Genomic DNA, 20,171 nt, shown 5'->3' on the forward strand with positions numbered 1-20,171 from the left:
CGTTCTTTTTATTCATAGCGAAGCGCGTCTACAGGCTGAAGCTTCGAAGCCTTGATAGACGGAAGCAAGCCGAAGATAATGCCGACTGCCATTGAAAAGATGAGTGCTCCGACAACAGCTGGAATGGAGACGATAAAAGGCATCGGAAAAATGACCGTCAGCAGCTTGGCGATGCCGAAGCCCGCCAGCACACCGAGTATTCCGCCAATGCTTGTCAGCACAACAGCCTCGGTTAAAAATTGAAATAAAATCACACGCCGCTTAGCACCGAGCGCTTTCTTAATTCCGATTTCCCTCGTGCGCTCCGTTACGGAAACGAGCATAATGTTCATGACGCCGATACCGCCCACCAAAAGTGAAATACTGGCGATTCCGCCAAGCAGCAATGCAAATGACTGATTAAAGGACTCCACTTCCTGCGCGATCTCCTGAAGATCCATTACACTGTACTCTGCTTTTTCCAGCTCAGCTTCTGACAGTCCCTGATTTAAAAGATCTGCAGCCATTACACCCGCTTCTTGGATATGCTCAGAAGAATCAGCCTGCACGGCAATCTGCGTTGGCGCATCAAACCCTTCAATAAGCGGCCACACTTTTTTCGGCACGTACAAAACCGGGTTCGCGTAGTCGCCTTCAAACATGCTTTCCTGTTGATTTTTTTCTTTAAAAACACCGACGACCTTAAACGGCACACCATTCATCTCAATGCTTTTATGCAGAGCTTCTCCGTCCGGAAACAGTTCATCTCTGACAGCTTCATTGATCATCACCACTTGGTGTGTGCTGTTTAAATCATTTTCCGTCAGCTTTCTCCCTTCGGTTATTCGGATTGGAAACATGTCGAAGTAATCATCGTCCACTCCATACACTTGGGGATACGAAACGTTTGTTAAATGAAAAACGCTCGCGCCTTCTGACAAGTAATATAAGGATAATCCTTTGACCATCGGATCTGATTTGATCGCCTTTACTGTTTCTTCCGCTACAGGCGGCGCGGACGCATACGACACCTGAGGGCCGCCGCTCTCCTCTTCTCCGCCAGACGGCTGGTAGACAACATTGATGGCGTTGTTTCCCATGCCGATCATACTTTGCTTTAATTGCTCACTTTGGCCCTTCAGCATTGAAACAATCGCGATGATTGCCGCTATGCCGATAATCACGCCGAGCATTGTCAGAATCGATCTTAATTTATGAGAAAAAATGGATTGAAAGGAGATGCGAATATGTTCAAGCATGGCTGATATCCCCTCTCTCATCTAATACCAGCTCTCCGTCTCTGATAAAAACGGTTCTGTCAGCTTTTTTGGCAACGTCCGGGTCGTGGGTTATCATAATAATGGTTTTGCCTTCCCGATGCAGTTCGGAAAACAGTGACAAAATTTGTTCACTTGATTTGGTATCAAGCGCCCCGGTCGGTTCATCAGCTAAAATAAACCTCGGCTGATTGACAAGGGCCCTCGCTATCGCCACCCGCTGCTTTTGGCCGCCGGACAGCTTAGGCGGTTTGTAGGAGACCCTGTCTTTTAATCCGACCTTTTCCAGCGCTTCATATGCCCGTTGCCTTCTCTCTTTTTTCTTCACTTTATTGTAGATCATCGGCAGCTCGACATTTTGCAGCGCGGTGAGACGCGGCAGCAAATGGAAAGTTTGAAACACAAACCCGATTGATTCATTGCGAATTTCGGCTAAAGCCCCGTCTTTCCCTTTCAATATATCGATCTGGTCAAGCATATAGGTTCCTGAGGTTGGCCTGTCCAAACAGCCGATAATATTCATTAACGTTGATTTTCCAGAACCTGAAGGCCCCATAATAGCTAAAAACTCCCCCGCCTGAACAGTCAGATTGATATGTTTCAAGATTGGAACTTCTTCTTTTCCCAGCTTGTATGACTTCGAAATATTATTCAGTGTCAGCATTGACTGTAACCTGCTTTCCTTCCTTGACCGCGGGATCAGGATAGATCACATAATCTTCCGGCGTCAGGCCGCTCTTAATTTCCACCATGTCATTTTCATCAGTCTCTCCGATTTCAACAGGCTGCTTAACCGCTTTGTGATTCTCATCAGCTTTCCACACATACGGTTCGCCGTCATCCTGAATGACCATGTCGGACGGCAGCTTGATCGTATCCGCATCAGCATTATCACTCATCACTTCGATGTTGACATGATAGCCGACTTCAAGACCTTTATGGCTGTCTAATAAAATGGTGAAAGGATAGTTAGAGGACTGGGGGTTCATTTCTTCATCAGCAAAGCTTTCTGATTCTTCACCCTCGCCTGCTCCCGCTGGAAGCTTGCCGATCGAGGTGACCTTTCCTTTCCACTCGCCCTCACCGCCTGTTTTCAGCGTGACCCTGACTTTGCTGCCTTTTTTGATCGTGTCCATTAACAGCTCATTGATTTGGCTTTTGACCAGATATTTGCCCGTCGAAACAATCTGGATATACGGGCCTGCTGCCTGGTCACCTGTTGCACCGTCAGCGATATCCTGATTGACGCTTTGAACGATTCCGTCATGCTTGCTTGTAATGACATTGGAACCTTTGTTTTTCGTCAGGCCAGCCAGTTCTTTTTGATGCTGCTTCAGTTCGAGCTGGCTTGTTTTCAAATCGAAATTGGCCTGATCAAGTTCATCTTGAAGCTGGGTTTTCTCTTCTTTTCCTGCAACTTTCAGCTTCTTTTCCGTTTCCGTTATTGATTTTTGCAAACGGTTGATTTGCAGATTTGTCATTTCAATTTGCAAATTGGCTTGCTCCACTTCATCAGAATGATCCTCGCCCTCATACTCAAAAAGCTTATCGCCCTTTTTAACCTGATCGCCTTCTTTGACGTATGTTTTTTTAATGCTGCCTTTTTCTGAATCTATGTATACTTTCTGCTGTTTCTCAGGTTCAACCTTTCCAGAAAACGTTTGGCCTGATTCTGAATCTCCTCCCATGTATACCGCGACCGATTCAGCATAGGGCTCCGATGATACGGCAACTTGGTTCATGTGGGTAAAAAAGTAAAAACCGCCAGCGCCGATCCCAGCCAATACAAGCACACCGGCACATATCGCACCGCCAATAAGCCATTTTTTCTTCTTGGACACAACGATCTCCTCTTTCTGTAAACTATGTAATATTTTCGAAACATTCTAACCAATATTATCTATTAATTCAAAAAGACTTGCAATCCTTTTATTGAAATGACGGAATCAAATAGAAAAATTGTATTTTCAAAGCCGAATAAAAAAAATCCCGGCTTCGAACCGGGATTTTTTCATACAGTAACTAGCTCTTTTTCATTTTTAATCAAGTCATAGGTCAAGCATACAGGTTTATTTGTACGGGGATCAGTCACGATTTCGGCATCAATCTGAAATACCTGCTTCAAAATGTCCGGTGTCATGACCTCCAGTGCAGTTCCTTCCTTGATGACCGTGCCTTTTTTGAGCGCGATCATATAATGAGAAAAACGAGCTGCATGGTTAAGATCATGAATGACCATTAAAATCGTCCGCCCTTGCTCTTTGTTGAGTCTGTCAAGCAGCTGCAGAATTTCAAGCTGATGTGCAAGATCAAGATACGTTGTAGGTTCATCCAGAAGAAGCAGTTCCGTACCTTGCGCAAGCGCCATGGCAATCCACACGCGTTGACGCTGTCCGCCTGACAATGCCTCAATCGGCCGTTCAGCATATTCAGCCATGCCTGTTTCTTCAAGCGCCCATTTGATAATCCGGCGGTCTTCGTCATTTAATCTGCCGAATCCTGATTGATGCGGAAACCTGCCGTACGACACCAATTCGTGCACTGTTAGGCCGCTCGGCGCTTCAGGTGTCTGTGGAAGAATCGCCATATCTTTCGCAATGTCCTTTGTAGACATTTTATGAATCGCTTTGCCGTTTAAATAGACGGCACCTGCATGTGAACGCATAATTCTGGACATTGTTTTTAAAATCGTTGATTTCCCGCAGCCGTTCGGGCCAATTAAGGTGGTAATTTTCCCTTTAGGAATCGATATATTTAAATCCTCTACAATCACCCTGTCGCCATAACCGATTCCAAGCTGTTCCGTTGATAATGAATTCATATTCGGCCCCCTCCTCTAATTCGCTTTCATCAATAAATAAATAAAGTAAGGCGCACCTAGCACGGAAATGACAAGTCCGACCGGAATTTCTGATGGTGCCAATACATTTCTCGCCAGCGTATCAGCAAGCAAAAACAGGAATGAGCCGATGAAGGCGGAGACCGGTATCAGCGTCTGGTGACGTGGACCGGTCAGCCTTCTAGCCACATGCGGCGCGATCAATCCGAGAAACGCAATGCCCCCCGCAGCTGCCACGCATGAAGCGGCAAGAGTGACCGCTGCCAGAAGAAGAATCCGTCTTTCCTTTTCAACAGCGGTGCCCAGCCCGGTCGCCAATTGGTCTCCGAGCTGCATAATGTTCAAATAGCGTGCCTTATATAAAGTAAACAGAAGCAAGATCACAATCCAAGGGAGAATCGCCCAGATCATATTCCAGTTCGCCCCCCATATTGAGCCGGATATCCAAACCGCGGCTTGCATAAAATCATGAGGGTCCATCTTAAGCTGAAAAATCAGCAACAGGGCATTGAATCCGGCATTCACCCCTATGCCGACTAAAATCAGCCGAATCGGTGTCACGCCTTTTTTCCATGCCAGAATATAAATGAGAAACGCAGCGAGGATTGCTCCTGCCAAAGCACTGAACGGCAGCATAAATGTTCCGAAAAAGCTGAGATCTGAAGCTGACCCTTGAAAAAAGTATATAAAAAGCACTACAGCAAGTGAACCGCCGGCGTTAATTCCGAGAATACCAGGCTCGGCAAGTTCATTTTGAGACACGCTTTGCAAAATGGCTCCAGCTACGGAGATCCCTGCTCCAACAAGCAAAGAAAGGATGATCCGGGGCAGCCTGAACTCAAATAAGACCAGTTCATCACGCGCCGTTCCTTGGCCGAAAAAGACCTGAAGCGTTTTAAGCGGTGCAATTTTGATAACGCCCAAATTGAGACTGATAAAAAAGACCAGCACGATGAGCAAAAAGGTCACAGCCATTACAACGAGCGGTTTTTTTGTTTTTGTTTTCATTACAGCCCTCTCCTTTCACGACGTGCCAAATAAAAGAAAAAGGGAACGCCGATCAGAGAAGTCAGCGCGCCGACAGGCGTCTCAAAGGGCGCATTTACGAGTCTGGCCGCTATGTCAGCAAAAACAAGCAAAACAGCACCGAGCACCGCCGAGCAAGGAATGATCCACCGATAATCCACACCGACCAAAAAACGGGTAATATGCGGAATGATCAGCCCGATAAATGCAATGGTGCCGGCAATGGAAACCGCAGCTCCGGTCAGAATTACTACAATAAGCATGCCAACCAGTTTCACCGCTGATGTATATTGTCCAAGCCCTTTTGCCAGATCGTCACCGAGACTTAACACTGTCACAGACCGGGCGATGAAAAACGCGAGCGTTAAACCGACAGCCCCTGCAATAAGCAAAAGCTGGACCCCCGACCATTTCACACCCGCTACCCCGCCTGCGTACCAAAAGCTGATATCCTGAGCGACATCAAAGCGGATTGCAATGGCAGTTGAAATGCCGGTAAAGAAATAAGTAACTGCCGTACCCGCCAGAGCAAGCTTTACAGGCGTAAGTCCGCCCCTTGAAAACATGCCTATGCCCATTACCGTCGATGCCCCCAGCCCCGCTCCCGCAAAGGACCATAGCACAAGCCCCATTGCAGAAAGCCCGGGAAAAAAGACAAACGCAATCGAAACCGCAAACGCAGAGCCTGAAGTCACACCCATAATCGAAGGCTCTGCCAAAGGGTTTCTCGTCATCCCCTGCATGATTGCTCCCGACACTGCCAACAATGCGCCTACAAGCGCGGCAGCCGCCGTTCTCGGCAGTCGAAGATCATGTATAATTTGGTGAGATGTCTTTGTCGGCTGATAATGAAAAATGGCGTCCCATACAGTGCGCAAATGAATATCCGCTGCACCGAGGGATATGGATAAAAATGCGCCAAGGCAAAGCAGGCATAGACCTGCAATAAGGACGATGACCGCGCCATATGTCCTTGACGTCCATTGGATTTCTTCTGATGCAGTCCGTATATTTTTATGTTGACTCAACTGCCGTACTTCCTTTCTGTTACTGATAATGATTATCAATTGCTGTTTCAGTATATCACTTTTTTCAGCTGATTTAATAGAGTGTTTTGAACAAAAATGAAAATGCATTTGCAAAAATATCGTGTCAACCGGCACTTGCAGTGGTATAATCACAGATGATAATGATTCTCTTTTTCATCTATCTTTTAGAAAGAAGGTATGAGATATGACCCATATATACAAGAAACTCGGAGCCGCGTTTTTTGCCCTGTTATTGATTGCAGCGCTGGCAGCCTGCGGGAATAACTCAGAAAGCAAAGGTTCTGCCTCTGATTCAAAAGGCGCAGAAACCTTTACATACAAGGCTGAAAACGGAAATGTAAAAATCCCGAAGCATCCTAAACGGGTGGTTGTCATGGCAGACGGCTATTACGGCTACTTCAAAACACTCGGCATCAACGTTGTCGGTGCGCCTGAGAATGTATTTAAAAACCCTTACTACAAAGGAAAAACCGACGGCGTTGAAAACATCGGAGACGGCACTTCGGTTGAAAAGGTCATTGATTTGAACCCTGACCTGATTATCGTCTGGACAACACAGGGCGCTGATATTAAAAAGCTTGAAAAAATTGCGCCGACTGTCGCAGTAAAATACGATAAGCTCGACAACATCGAACAGCTGAAAGAATTTGCAAAAATGACGGGAACTGAAGATAAAGCTGAAAAATGGCTGGCCAAGTGGGATAAAAAAGTTGCGGCCGCTAAAACAAAAATCAAAAAAGCGGTCGGTGACAAAACCATTTCCATTATGCAAACGAACGGAAAAGACATTTACGTATTCGGTAAAGACTTTGGAAGAGGCGGAAGCATCATTTACAAAGACCTCGGCCTGCAGGCTACAAAGCTGACAAAAGAAAAAGCCATTGACCAGGGGCCAGGTTATACAAGTATTTCATTAGAGAAGCTCCCTGACTTCGCCGGGGATTACATTTTCGCGGGGCCATGGCAATCAGGCGGTGATGATGGCGGCGTTTTTGAAAGCTCCATTTGGAAGAACCTGAATGCCGTTAAAAATGGCCATGTCTACAAGATGGATCCGATCGGTTTCTATTTCTCTGACCCGATTTCATTAGAAGGACAACTGAAGTTTATTACCGAAAGCTTGACTAAATAAACAAAAGAGCCGCCTGCCCGCGGCTGTCTCATTTATAAGGATCGTTCAATTTGATCGGATATTTTCTTGCCAAATCACAGGAAGTTGCATATTGGATTGCCCCTTAATTTTTTGAATCCAGTTTTCCTGTCAACTATGTTAACGATCAGTAGAAATTCGTTTTTTATAAAAAAAGACACCTGAGCAAATCAGGTGTCTTTTCATTATGCATGTTTTTCTTTCTGGAACTTTTTACTCACAAATGGATAAACGATTAAGCCGACAAAGAATAAACCGATGCCGAGGATAAATGTCGTTAAATCTGCTGTGCCTGTTACGATAACAAACACGGAGTATGCACACGCCAGTATTGCGATCAATCCGTCTCTTACACGGGAGCCTTTCAGCTGGTCATACGTTTCACCTTTGATGACTACCTTCAAGCTGTAGATTGCAGATACCAGATACGGAATTAAATATGCGAGTGTAGCCGCTGTCGTTAAAAATGTAAATGCGTCACTTATTGTCCGGGAAATAACCGAGAAAATGAAGACCTGTGACATGACGTTTGTAATAATGAGTGCAATGACCGGACTTCCCTTTTTATTCGTTTTTGCAAAAAATGCCGGGAAATCTCCTGCTTTAGCTGCTTGGTATGGCACCTCAGAGCCAAGCAAAATCCAGCCGAGCATCGTTCCAAATAAACAAAGGATAGCCAAAAGCGCCATAATCACGCTTCCCGCGTTTCCAACAATCGCATAGAGTACATCAACAAATGGTTTTTCAGAGCCGACAAGCTTATCATGCGGCAGAACACCCATCGTAATTAAAGTCACAATAATATATATGCTCAAGGCAATCAGCAAGCCGGTAATTGTCGCACGTTTCACATCACGCTGAGAGCGCGCACGGCCGGACAGGATCACCGCGGATTCAATTCCGACAAACGCCCACAGTGTAGAAATCGCGGCGTTATGAACCTGGCCGCCAATTCCAATGCTTGTGCCGTTTTCTCCTTGAACCGGGAAATAAAAATGACCGAATAATGTCGTTTGAAACACAAATAAACCGGCAACGATAAAGAAGACAAAACCTAATACTTTAGAAAGCGTTGTGACAAAGTTTAATTTACTTGCGCCGTTAATGCTGGCAACAAGAATCGCGTGCGTTCCCCATAACAAGATCGTACATACGGCAAACGTCAGTAATTGGCCGAGTGTCACCTCTTGCCCGCCGATCGAAAACATCTCACGTTTATCAACCAAGATCGGGAAGAACGAAGTCAAGTAACCGGCGAGACTTGTGATGATCGCCACGTTACTGATCCAGCTCGCCACCCAGTAGCCCCACACCATTGTGAAACCGGCAGCGTTGCCTTTTTTCGGGTCAGAAAACAGCGCTCTTGCATAACTTTGCGGTCCCGCTGTCAGTTCAGGCTTGCGAATGGACAAGTGTCCGAACACAAGTGCAATCATCAGCACGCCGGCACCTGTCAAAAGCCAGGCGGACGTAGCTCCAAACGGACTCGCAATTGAAGCAAGCGAGCTCGGCAAGGAGAAAATTCCTGATCCAACCATATTTCCAACGACAAACGCCGTTAATAACCAAAAACCCCATTTTTTTGTCTGTTCCATTCCAGTACCTCCATGATTCTTTGTACGGACCAGACCCCGAGATCATATAAACGCAAAAAAAGCCTGAACAAAAGTCCATGCTTAAAGAAACACACACCCTTGATCTCCGGATAGCCCTCCGCGAAAAAGCACGCGGCAGTCCTGCACTTATTCAGATACAGTCCCAGCATAGAGAAGGATCGGCTTTCTCCACACTTCGGCGCTGATGCCTTTTACACATGTTTAACAGCTCCTGTCAGCCTGGCATGTGTGACTTATCATCCGCGCAACCTCTACCTCACTGAGAAAGAGTGAGGATTTAATTATTCAGTTACTCCCAGAAGGTTATCAAAGAAAGGATGATCTGTCAAAGGGAACAGATGGAAAATACGGATAGAGCCAAGCTCTATCCGCATGTGGTTATCGATTATTTTTCTTTTTTTGCACAGCTTCTTGAAGCGGATCATCTTTTAGAGCTGAACCAGCATCTTCAAGAGCTCCTTGGATTACGTTTTTTTCTTTTTCGGAACGTTTTCCTTTATCTTTATTAAAGAAACCCATTCGTATCACCTCTTTTAAAAAATAGGTACATGTTTAAGATACCTCTTTCCTGAAAAATTATGCGGGATATTTTTTATCGTCCAAAGTCCTGTTGATCAAACATACATTCTCTTGATATATTTGTAATTCAGAGATTTTTTGCAAAAGATAAAAGGAGAAGCGGCAAATGACAGGAAAAACACACATCATGGGAGGCATCGCTTCTTGTACGGCAGCGGCTTATTATTATGGATTTGATCCAGTGCTTATGGCTGCATCAGGCGCGGTTGGAGCATTAATACCCGATATCTGCCACACACAAAGCAAAATCGGGAGAAAATTTCCTATTTTATCGAAAGTGGTCAGCTCCGTTTTTGGCCATCGTACATTTACACACAGCTTGCTGTTTATGCTCATCATGTTTTTTATCACTTCTACATACATTCCAGATAAAAACATATCAGCCGGCCTGATGATCGGAATGGCGAGCCACTTGATTCTTGACGCTTGGACGGTGAACGGAATCAAATTATTATTCCCTTCAACGATCCGCGTTCGGCTTCCATTATATATGAAGACAGGCAGTTTTTCTGAGCAGCTCGTGCTAGCCGGCCTGACCCTTGCTTCATGTTACTACTTTTATATGCTGTTTCATGGGCGCATGTTTTAAACATGAGTGCTGAGACTTGTCTGAACCGGCTGTTTTTAGTAGGTTTTACTTAAGAAGCATTTAATGCAGATGATCAAGAAAACGTGAGGAGTCATATTGATGAAAGGAACCTTTTTTCACAATCAGCGGTTTTTATGTTTTTCGATCTTATTTATGTGGATCAAAACGTATGTGATATATAAACTCGGCTTTGATTTGCAAATCGATACTCTGTTGGAGGAGCTAATGCTGCTGGTCAACCCGCTCAGCTTTATTCTTCCTTTATTCGGGATCGGCCTGCTTCTGAAAGGAAACAAGCGGCGGGCTTTTTTGCTGATTGCCAATTTGGTTCTGACTGTTATCTTGATCTCTAATACGATTTTTTACGGCTTTTATATCGATTTTATTACCATTCCGGTTTTATTTCAGGCCAGCAACATGAGCGATATGGGCGGCAGTGTAAAAGAATTGTTCCATCCTCTGTTTATCGCCCTGTTTGTGGATTTGGTTTTTCTCGCTGTTCGCCAGAAAAACCAAACACCCACAGACAAAAGCCGCTCCCCGCACGATCAAACGGTACTATGCGGCTTCCTGCGGCATGCTTTTATGCACACTGGCACTTGCAGAAGTACAGCAACCGAAGCTTTTGGCACATTCTTTTGACCGGGAAATGCTAGTCAAAAGCATCGGCCTGTTTCAGTTCCATATTTACGATACAATTTCTCAGACTGTTAATATCAGCGCGAAAGCTTTTGCCGATGAAGACAGTATAACTGCCATTAAAAACTACACAGAGGCTGATTACAGCAAGCCTGATCATAGCAAATTCGGTCTTGCAAAGGGGCGCAATGTCATCTTTGTAACACTTGAATCGACCCAAAGCTTTGTTCTGAATGAAAAAGTAAATGGAAAAGAAATTACCCCATTTATGAATGATCTCATTAAAAAAAGCTATTCCTTTGATCATTTCTATCAGCAAACAGAACAAGGCAAAACATCAGATTCAGAATTTATCGTCGCTAACTCACTGTATCCTTCCCTTAGCGGCGCCGTCTTTTTCACGAAAAGCGACCATCAATTTCATACGATGTATAAATCGCTGAAGCGAGACGATTATTATTCAGCCGTCTTTCATGCTAACCATAAAACATTTTGGAACAGAGATGTCATGTACGATACATTTGGCATTGACCGCTTTTTTGATGTTGATGATTTTCATGTCACTCCCGGGACATCGACAAGCTGGGGTTTAAAAGACAAAGAATTTTTAGAGCAGTCCGCCGAAAAGCTGAAAAGCCTGCCGCGACCGTTCTACAGCAGTTTTATCACGTTAACGAATCATTTTCCGTTTGAGATTGATGAAAAGGATCAGCTGATAGATGAATTCGATTCAAGCAGTGATCTGTTAAACCGCTATGTGACCACGGTTCGCTATGAGGATGAGGCATTGAAGCATTTTATCAAAAAACTGAAGGACGAAGGCTTATACGAAAATTCGATGATCGTATTTATGGGAGATCATTACGGCATTTCTGAAGCCCATAACGAGGCAATGGCTGAGTTTTTAGGGAAAGACGAAATCACACCGTATGACAACGTTCAGCTCCAGCGGGTGCCGTTTATCATACATATCCCGGGAATCACCGATCAAAAGCCGGAAACCATCCCTGATGCCGGGGGACAGGTCGACGTCAGGCCGACGCTGATGCATTTGCTCGGCGTTGAGACAAAAGGCGATATCCAATTCGGCAATGATTTACTGTCCAGCGACCGCACCCCATTCGCCGTTCTGCGAAACGGCGCCTTTATTACGAACGATTATATATACACAAAGAACACGTGCTATAGCCAAAAAACAGGTAAAGTGCTGGAAGATCAGGATGCGTGCCTCCATTACAAGGAGAAAGCAAACGAAGAACTTTCTCTCTCTGATAAAATTTTAAATGGTGACCTGCTCAGGTTTTCCGAATAAAAAAATCCCTCTATCAAGAGGGATTTTTTACGTTTCCAACATCACCTTGCCAGTCAGCTTCGTTTCATAGCCGTTTAAATGAGACAAATTCGCCTTGTAGTCCTCAGAATTCAAAATCTCCTTCACGGCTTTCAGCGGTACTCATGTTTTTTCAAAACAACGATATCATATTGTTCGTCGATGAGCGGGATAAAATCAACACGACCCATATGTGCCGCGTCTTGCGCCCGATTCCCGCGTCAGCCTGTCCGCTTGAAACTTGTGAAGCGGCGGCGTAATGATCAGTCACGATATCGCTATATCCCACTACATCAGCTGGATTCACACCAAGCAAGCCAAGCTGTTCATCAAGGAGCACCCTTGCGCCAGAACCCTTTTCCCTGTTGATGATCCGGATATCGGCTCTTTTCAAGTCTTCCCAGCCTTGAATGTTTTTCGGATTCCCTTTTTTCACATACAGTCCTGCTTTGCGGAGAACGACATTGATGAGACAAAACGGTTCACCTGTCAAAATCCGTTTTACATAAGGAGCGTTATACTGGCCCGTTTCAGCATCGTACAAATGGAGGCTGACAATGTCACACTTGCCTTGATACATATCAATCAGGCTGTTTAAGCTTCCTTTGTATTTACGGAGCGGCGTCTCCTGAATGGCATTCTCCAAATGCTTGCTGAGAAGATCCATCGAAATGTCCTGTCCGCTGATCATGACATTCGGTCTGCCGTCCGGCTCAGCCTCCTGCACCTGTTTCGGCGCTTCTGTTGCGGCGATGGGCTGAGACATTCTCATATTCGTTTTATATTGCTTTAAATCTTCTTCATCCACACGCATCTGCCTTCCGACACGATAAGCAGGCGGCAAGACGCCTTTTTTAATCAAATCATAAACGGTCAGCTTTGATACCTTCAGCAGACCTGCAACTTCTTCTATCGTATAGGAAGAGGTTTCATTCATCATCATCACTCTCCTATTTTATTATACCTTTTCGCCGAATGTAAAAAAACCCACATAAACCAAACATAATCAGTTATAATTAGTTATATCTAATGATAAGGGGTGCAATCATGTTTAAGAAGTATTCTATTTTCATCGCGACCTTAACTGCTTTTCTCCTTGCGGCAGGCTGTTCTTCAAACCAGTCTTCAACGGACAGCGAGAAAAAAGTAACGTTAACCATCTCAGGTTGCCGCCAGCGCGCAGGATGCACTTGAGGAAATCCAAAAAAATTATGAAAAAGAGCATCAAAATATTACCATCCAAGATAACTATGGCTCATCCGGCGCCTTGCAAAAACAGATTTCTCAAGGAGCAGGAGCAGATCTGTTCTTCTCAGCCGCTGAGGATAAATTTAAAAAGCTGGTGGATGATGGAGATATCGCAAAAAAAGACAGCACTGATTTAGTCGGTAATGAAATTGTGCTGGTCGTACCGAAAAACGGAGATTCACCTGTGACAAGCTTCAGCAATCTGGCTGAATCAGAAAAAATCGCCCTTGGCACTCCGGAATCCGTACCGGCAGGAGCTTATGGGAAAGAATCACTGACAAAGCTGTCTTTATGGGACAAAGTGAAGGATAAAATTGTGTATGGAAAAGACGTTCGCCAAGTTCTTTCTTATGTTGAAACCGGCAATGTAGACGCAGGTATTGTTTATAAAACAGATGCCCTGGTCTCGAAAAAGGTCAACATTATTGACGAGGCAAAAGCAGATACACACAGCCCAATTGTCTATCCGTTAGGAATCGTAAAAGATACAAAAAACCGTAAGGAAGCGAAGGAATTTTACGAATACCTGCAATCTGATGAAGCAATGAAAGTATTTGAGAAATATGGCTTTACTGCCGAGTAGCATAAGCACTTCAGAATTTTTCACACCCGTTGTGCTTTCCTTTCAGGTGGCGGCAGTTGCCGGAATTGTTGTCATTATTCTCGGAACACTTGCTGGAGCATGGATGTCACGGGCATCATTTTTCGGAAAAACGGCACTCGAAACATGTTTTATGCTTCCGCTCGTTCTTCCGCCTACTGTTGTCGGTTTTATTTTGATCGTCATTTTCGGAAAGCACAGCTTCATCGGACAAGCCATCGAGTGGATTTTCCAGCGACCTGTTATTTTCACCTGGTGGGCCGCTGTGATCGCCTCGGCTGTTGTAGCCTTTCCGCTTATGTATCAATCAGCCAAAACCGGATTTGCTGACATTGATCCCGATATACAAGGTGCGGCAATGGTAGACGGCGCTAGCAGATGGAAAGTGTTTATCCATATCTCCGTCCCGCTTGCCTATCCTTCGTTACTGACCGGAAGCATCCTCAGCCTTGCACGGGCGCTCGGAGAATTTGGCGCAACACTCATGTTTGCAGGAAACATCCCCGGTGTTACGCAAACACTGCCGACGGCGATATATGTCGCATTGGATTCCGGCAACAATACCCTTGCTTGGGCGTGGGTCGTCTGTATTGTTGTCATTTCCTTTTTGATGCTGTTTTTCATTCAACAGAAAAAAACGCACTAAAAAAACTCCCCATAACGGGGAGTTTTTTGATTAAAACAGAAGCTCATCAGGATTTGGGCCGACACGCTCATCTTTATTTAATGCGTCAATTTTGTCCATGTCTTCTTGAGACAATTCGAAATCAAAAATATCAGCGTTTTCGATGATACGGTGTTCTTTAATGGATTTTGGAATGGTTACAACTTCATCTTGCAGATCCCAGCGCAAAATCACTTGAGCCACAGATTTATTGTGTTTTTCAGCAATCTGTGTCAGCACTTCGTTATCCAAAAGCTGTCCCTGCATGAGCGGAGACCACGCTTCCAGCTGAATGCCTTGCGCTTTGCAGTAATCTCTTAATTCTTTTTGCGTCAAACGAGGGTGAAATTCAACTTGGTTCACCATCGGTTTGATTTCAGCATCTTTCAACAGCTCTTCTAAATGATGAACTTGGAAGTTGCTGACGCCGATCGCGCGAATTTTGCCATCTTTGTACAGCTTTTCAAGCGCGCGCCATGTATCTTTATATTTATCTTTGCCAGGCCAATGGATTAAATATAAATCTAAGTAATCAAGTCAATCTTTCCAGGCTTTTTTCAAAGGCGACAAGCGTTGTTTCGTAGCCTTGATCTTCATTCCACACTTTTGATGTGATGAAGAGCTCTTCTCTTGCCACACCGGATTCTTTAATCCCGATGCCAACGCCTTCTTCATTTTTGTAGATTGCTTTGCTGTATCAATACTGCGATAGCCATTTTTAATTGCCGCTTTCACTGATTCAGTCGCTTCATTACCATTTTCTACTTTAAAAACACCCAGACCGAACCAAGGCATTTCAACTCCGTTATGTAACTTTACAGTATCTTTTAAACTTGTTGGCACTTGAACATCCACCCTTTCACTGAAATGTAAGCGTCTATATTATCTCACATTCCTCTCAGCCGATACCAATAATACGCTTAAGACCCTCTTTTTGCTTCTTTTTTCACAGCACATGCAAATTCAAACACTATTTTTTTCCTATTTTAACAATATTGAGATTACAAATACATTGAGCAGGGTATGCGTGTAGTGTAACCAAATGAAAACAAAGGAGGAAACAACTTGAAACGTATTCGTATCCCAATGACACTTGCTCTTGGTGCCGCTTTGACAATTGCCCCTTTGTCCTTTGCTTCCGCTGAAGAAAATCCTGCTCCGAAGATGTCGCAGACAACTACTGCTGGAACAACTGCCGCTGATGTAGGTTTAAACGTCAACCTGGATGTACTTGGAATTGCCAACCAGATCGCTGATGCCATCAAATCCGCACAGAATAGGGATGGCTTTGTGAAAAACCTCATGGAGTCTTCCTTCTACGCGTCCGGCCAAAAATATAACGTCATGGTCTTTAATTTAAGCCAGGAATATGAAGATCATTTGAACGGTGTGCAATTTTACGGCTCAGCCGTTTACGACGGCATTACGTATGGCATTTGGGTATTTGAAGACGGAACCTTTACAAACAAAGGCGATGGCGGCTGGATCAACTGGGCCTTCAGAGGCTGGTTCGACCGGGATGGCGGACTGTCGCATTTCATCGCCCTTAATATAAAAAAAGCTGGCGCTCTAACGCCAGCTTTTTTGCTGCATTTATTCGCCGCCTTCAAGCATGGCGGCTTCGACATCATTAATGTATTGGCGAAGCTCATGGGAGATGTCCCGGGAAATTTCTCTTTCCTCGAAAAGTGTTTGAATTTCATTTCTGATCGCCTGTACAGCCTTCAGCTTCACTTCCAGCTTCTGATTTTCAAAATGGGCGCTTGATTTCAGCTCATGATGGCTGTGCTCCAGCCTGAAAATTAACTGTTTATAGAATGTAATGACAGATAAAAACACTTCTTTATGCTCTTCCGTCTTGTGTTTTTCCAGATATTCTATCGCGCTTTTGCCGTTTTCACTCTTGTTGCCCGTATCAATCCCGCTTCATTTAAAATCGACATCTCCGGCTTTTTATGTTCACCGAAGAAAATCCAATACATCAGCCTCTTGAGCCTTGTTTTTGATAATCCGACTTTAAACGGGTTCGCATACAAAATTTCCAACTCGTTAAATCGTTCTTGCGAAAAGACATTTGCTGTTTCTTCCGGGATGTCTCCCCGCTCCAGCATTTTCATCAGCGCCTCTTGCTCTGCCTTAACCCCTTGGGCACGGACTTTACGCTCGTGCTTTTTGATGCGATTAGACGATGTATATTGCTGAAAACGAAGATTTTTCATTTTCTCATTGTATTCAGCTATCACCGCAAGAGAGGCCGTTTTGTTTGTCTCATTCATGTCCTCTTTAATCGTTTGAAGGGCTGTTTTGATCAATTTGCGTCTCGCCGTCAGCGGCTTCTTGTTTCGTTCCTCGTCCTCTTCTTCTTTTTCAGTCAGAATCGGCAAGACAACGGTAGCAATGACAAGCGTGCATAAAATGACGCCGGTCGCTAAAAAGAGAATCAGATTTCTTTCCGGAAACGGCGTGCCGTCCTCCAGGAAATACGGAATGGAAAAAGAACCTGCAAGCGTTACTGCTCCACGCACACCGGAAATCGAAATTAACAGCGTCGAACGAAGACCCGGTTTATAGATGTTCTGATCTTTATTAAAGAACCATTTGCCGTTCCAGAAGAACAGCACCCACAGGAATCTCAGGAGCATTAACGTAAATGTGATGACTAGGATATAGCCGATCACCTTCATGTTGCTGATGGCAGTGTCGTTAAAGATAACAGAAATAACATCAGGGATTTGCGTGCCGAGAATAACGAAGACCAGGCCGTTCAAAATAAATAAAATAATGTTCCACGTACTTGAGGAGACAATTTGCAGCTTGATCATCGTTGATTCCAGACGATCCTGTTCAACCGCATGGGTAATACCGCCAGCCACAACAGCTAAAATGCCGGAAACGCCGATTTCTTCAGCCGCCAAATAAATCACAAACGGCGTCAGAATTTGAATCAGCATATGCATCGTGACATCCTGCATGCCAAGGCGGCGCAGAAATAGGCGAAAACGAATAATCAAAAATGAAATGACAACTCCGCACAGCAAGCCTCCGAGAGAAATAAAGACAAAGCTGACAGCCGCTTGTGCTAATGAAAATGCACCAGTCACTGCCGCGCAATCGCAAACTTAAAGGCCACCAGACCTGATGCATCATTCATCAGCCCCTCACCTTCCAGCAGGCGAAGAATCCCTTTTGGCATTTTCACTCTTCCTGATAATGCGCTGACAGCGACGACATCAGTCGGTGAAAGAATGGCCGCAAGTCCAAAGGCCGCCGCCAGCGGAATAGCAGGAATCATCCAGTGAATCGTGTAGCCGCCTACAATCACAGTCGCAAATACAAGGCCGAGTGCAAGCAATAAAATCGGAGCCCTTAAATTCCAAAGCTCTGCCCGCGGTGTCCTCTTTCCATCATTAAATAGCAGAGGCGCGATAAACAGAACAAAAAACAATTCGGTATTTAATTCAAAATGAAGACCCTGTGGAAATGAGGCGGCAAGAATCCCAAGAGCCACTTGAATCAGCGGCACCGGAATAAACGGAATAAACCGGTTCACGATATTAGAAATCGCAATAATCGTTAATAATACGAGCACAACTAAAAATATGTCCAAATGCATGACCTCCTTCGTCTGTTGTGTGTCGGCATGATGAGCCAAAAAATCTGTTTGTCTAAAAGCCGCTAAGCTAGTCTGGCCTTGCATCCGCTATGTGGTTTCGCAGGAGTTCCCTCCACACTTGTCTTCTTTTATAGTACCCTTTTTAGGGTATTTTTTCTCATGATATGCTCACAGTGAACTTTTTTGCAGCAGAGCAAATTACAGAAAAAAGAGACAGGAAGCTATTCCCTGTCTCTCTTCTTAGTTTTCTCAATCATGAAAATTCGTACCGTCAGTTGTTGCTTTAATAATGCCCGCACGGATGACAAAGTCACCGAAATGCTCGCCTTCCTCGCGTTCTTTCGCATAGCGGGAAAGAAGGACGCGCGACTCGCTTAAAATGTCTGCTTCACCGATGTTTTCACGATACATTTTGCTTAAACGGCTTCCGTCAAACGCGCCAAGATACATATTATATTTGCCCGGCGCCTTTCCGATAAATCCGATCTCACCGAGCGCATGACGTGCGCGCGTTCGGGCATCCTGTCATGCGAATGGTGATTTCCTGATCACGAAGGCCATTTTCGTCAATAATCTCTTCAACCTTATCTAACAGGGTCGGCAAATAACGTTCTGCTTCAGCCATTGCCAATCCGCAGGTCGGAAGAGCGACGCATGCCATCGAGTGCGGCGAAGCGCTGAATAGTGCTTGCCGTCAGTTAGTCCGTACTGTTCAATTAAAGCACTGATTTCTTCTTTTTTATCGCTTGAAACGTTCGCAATCATTAAGTTCTGATTGGCCGTCAGCCGGAACTCGCCTGTATGAACTTTGGCGATTTCCCGCAAGCCCGTCATCAGCTTATAATCATCGTAATCCGTTATACGGCCGCCTTCGACAAACAGCGTAAAATGCCATTTATCCTCAATGCCTTCCACCCAGCCGTAACGGTCGCCGTTATGATCGAAATGATACGGCTTCGCTTCTTCCAGGCTCCAGCCGAGACGGTTTTCCAATTCTTCTTTTACGTTTTCTAAACCGAGGCGGTCAACTGTGTATTTGAACCGCGCATTTTTACGGACAGAACGGTTGCCGTAATCACGCTGAATCGTAATCGTTTTTTCAGCAACGTCATACATTTGCTCAGGCCGGCAGAATCCGATCACCTTGGCTAATTGCGGATATGTCGCAGTATCGCCATGCGTCATTCCCATACCGCCGCCGATTGCCACGTTAAAACCGATCAGCTTGCCATCCTCGACAATCGCAATGAATCCCAGATCTTGTGAAAAGACGTCAATATCATTAGACGGCGGAACGGCAATACCGATTTTAAACTTCCGCGGCAGATAGAGCGGTCCGTACATTGGCTCGACTTCTTCCTCCGGCGTGCCGGCAACTTTTTCCTCATCAAGCCAAATTTCATGATAGGCTCTCGTCCGCGGCAGTAGATCATCACTTAATTTTTTAGACCACTCGTATACCTCTGAGTGGATTTCAGATTGATAAGGATTTGATGCGCACATGACGTTACGGTTTACGTCTCCGCAGGTCGCGATCGTATCCAAAAGTGCTGAGTGGATCGTCTGAATGGTTTTCTTCATGTTCCATTTCAGAATCCCGTGCATTTGGAACGTTTCACGTGTCGTCAATTTTAATGTGCCGTTCCCGTATTTCTGGGACAGGTCATCCATGACAAGCCATTGTTCAGGCGTCGAGACGCCCCCTGGCATACGCACGCGCGCGATAAACTGATATGCGGGCTCAAGTTTCTGCTTTTGGCGTTCATTTCGGAGGTCCCGATCATCCTGCAAATAACTGCCGTGGTGTTTCATCAGGCGGTTATCATCATCCGGAATTCCGGCACTGATTCGATCGAGCATCACTTCTTTCAGCGTGCCGCGCAAATAATCACTTTCTTTTTTAATGCGTTCAACATCACTTGGAGAGCCGTCCGGTGCTTTTAGAATTTTGGTCACCATGTTGAAAAACTCC

11 protein-coding genes, 7 pseudogenes and 1 riboswitch are annotated in these 20,171 nt (G+C 45.0%); of the genes and pseudogenes, 6 read left to right on the plus strand and 12 right to left on the minus strand.

What is annotated here, in order from left to right; genetic code table 11:
• Nucleotides 1-8: 8 nt before the first annotated feature.
• The 6 genes from MHH82_RS32685 to MHH82_RS32710 form a co-directional block, all read right to left on the minus strand.
• On the minus strand, nt 9-1,238 hold the full coding sequence (locus MHH82_RS32685) for an ABC transporter permease (RefSeq protein ID WP_003244568.1): 1,230 nt from the start codon (nt 1,236-1,238) through the stop codon (nt 9-11).
• Nucleotides 1,231-1,920, minus strand: a complete 690-nt coding sequence (locus MHH82_RS32690; RefSeq protein ID WP_003228456.1) for an ABC transporter ATP-binding protein — start codon at nt 1,918-1,920, stop codon at nt 1,231-1,233. The genes MHH82_RS32685 and MHH82_RS32690 overlap by 8 nt, the downstream gene beginning before the upstream one ends.
• Entirely contained in the window at nt 1,904-3,097 is a 1,194-nt protein-coding gene (locus tag MHH82_RS32695; protein ID WP_021480587.1) for an efflux RND transporter periplasmic adaptor subunit, read from the minus strand. The genes MHH82_RS32690 and MHH82_RS32695 overlap by 17 nt, the downstream gene beginning before the upstream one ends.
• A gap of 170 nt (nt 3,098-3,267) precedes the next feature.
• The gene (locus MHH82_RS32700) at nt 3,268-4,077 is read right to left on the minus strand and encodes an ABC transporter ATP-binding protein (protein ID WP_003243882.1); all 810 of its coding nucleotides are present in this window, start codon (nt 4,075-4,077) and stop codon (nt 3,268-3,270) included.
• A 15-nt stretch (nt 4,078-4,092) separates the two neighbouring features.
• Complete coding sequence (locus MHH82_RS32705) at nt 4,093-5,103, minus strand: FecCD family ABC transporter permease (RefSeq protein WP_038829336.1); 1,011 nt, start codon at nt 5,101-5,103, stop codon at nt 4,093-4,095.
• Nucleotides 5,103-6,149, minus strand: coding sequence for a FecCD family ABC transporter permease (locus MHH82_RS32710; RefSeq protein WP_175291445.1), 1,047 nt, complete (start codon nt 6,147-6,149; stop codon nt 5,103-5,105). Before MHH82_RS32710 ends, MHH82_RS32705 begins: the two co-directional genes overlap by 1 nt.
• Before the next feature lie 205 nt (nt 6,150-6,354).
• Between MHH82_RS32710 and MHH82_RS32715 the strand changes: the two genes are divergently transcribed.
• Nucleotides 6,355-7,302 (plus strand): iron-hydroxamate ABC transporter substrate-binding protein, encoded by a 948-nt coding sequence (locus MHH82_RS32715; protein ID WP_038429613.1) that lies wholly within the window; start codon nt 6,355-6,357, stop codon nt 7,300-7,302.
• A gap of 203 nt (nt 7,303-7,505) precedes the next feature.
• On the opposite strand, the gene MHH82_RS32720 is transcribed toward MHH82_RS32715, so the two are convergent.
• Together MHH82_RS32720 and sspJ are read right to left on the minus strand one after the other, a co-directional pair.
• Entirely contained in the window at nt 7,506-8,915 is a 1,410-nt protein-coding gene (locus MHH82_RS32720; RefSeq protein WP_029318410.1) for an amino acid permease, read from the minus strand.
• A 103-nt stretch (nt 8,916-9,018) separates the two neighbouring features.
• A riboswitch (Lysine riboswitch) is annotated at nt 9,019-9,198 on the minus strand.
• A 116-nt stretch (nt 9,199-9,314) separates the two neighbouring features.
• A complete protein-coding gene (sspJ, locus tag MHH82_RS32725) occupies nt 9,315-9,455 on the minus strand; it encodes a small acid-soluble spore protein SspJ (RefSeq protein ID WP_003221612.1) in 141 nt (46 codons plus the stop codon).
• Between the two features lie 166 nt (nt 9,456-9,621).
• Here sspJ and MHH82_RS32730 point away from each other — a divergent pair, with 166 nt between their 5' ends.
• The gene (locus MHH82_RS32730) at nt 9,622-10,104 is read left to right on the plus strand and encodes a metal-dependent hydrolase (RefSeq protein ID WP_003228444.1); all 483 of its coding nucleotides are present in this window, start codon (nt 9,622-9,624) and stop codon (nt 10,102-10,104) included.
• A gap of 99 nt (nt 10,105-10,203) precedes the next feature.
• Nucleotides 10,204-12,055 (plus strand): annotated as a pseudogene (locus MHH82_RS32735) (LTA synthase family protein).
• Nucleotides 12,056-12,082: 27 nt separating this feature from the next.
• Here the strand turns inward: MHH82_RS32735 and MHH82_RS32740 are convergent.
• A pseudogene (locus MHH82_RS32740) lies at nt 12,083-13,010 on the minus strand (substrate-binding domain-containing protein).
• 110 nt (nt 13,011-13,120) lie between these two features.
• Here MHH82_RS32740 and modA point away from each other — a divergent pair.
• Nucleotides 13,121-13,904 (plus strand): annotated as a pseudogene (gene modA, locus MHH82_RS32745) (molybdate ABC transporter substrate-binding protein).
• Nucleotides 13,876-14,568: a molybdate ABC transporter permease subunit gene (gene modB, locus MHH82_RS32750; RefSeq protein ID WP_340970343.1), complete on the plus strand. Its 693-nt coding sequence runs from the start codon at nt 13,876-13,878 to the stop codon at nt 14,566-14,568. The pseudogene modA and the gene modB overlap by 29 nt, the downstream one beginning before the upstream one ends.
• A 30-nt stretch (nt 14,569-14,598) precedes the next feature.
• On the opposite strand, the pseudogene pgoN reads toward modB, so the two are convergent.
• Nucleotides 14,599-15,429, minus strand: a pseudogene (pgoN, locus tag MHH82_RS32755) (glyoxal/methylglyoxal reductase).
• A gap of 222 nt (nt 15,430-15,651) precedes the next feature.
• Between pgoN and yvgO the strand changes: the two are divergent.
• Nucleotides 15,652-16,136, plus strand: a pseudogene (yvgO, locus tag MHH82_RS32760) (stress response protein YvgO).
• A 43-nt stretch (nt 16,137-16,179) separates the two neighbouring features.
• On the opposite strand, the pseudogene MHH82_RS32765 reads toward yvgO, so the two are convergent.
• A pseudogene (locus MHH82_RS32765) lies at nt 16,180-18,193 on the minus strand (Na+/H+ antiporter).
• A 255-nt stretch (nt 18,194-18,448) separates the two neighbouring features.
• Nucleotides 18,449-20,158 (minus strand): annotated as a pseudogene (gene cysI, locus MHH82_RS32770) (assimilatory sulfite reductase (NADPH) hemoprotein subunit).
• Between the last annotated feature and the right edge of the window lie 13 nt (nt 20,159-20,171).

It is taken from the genome of Bacillus sp. FSL K6-6540 (assembly GCF_038007545.1).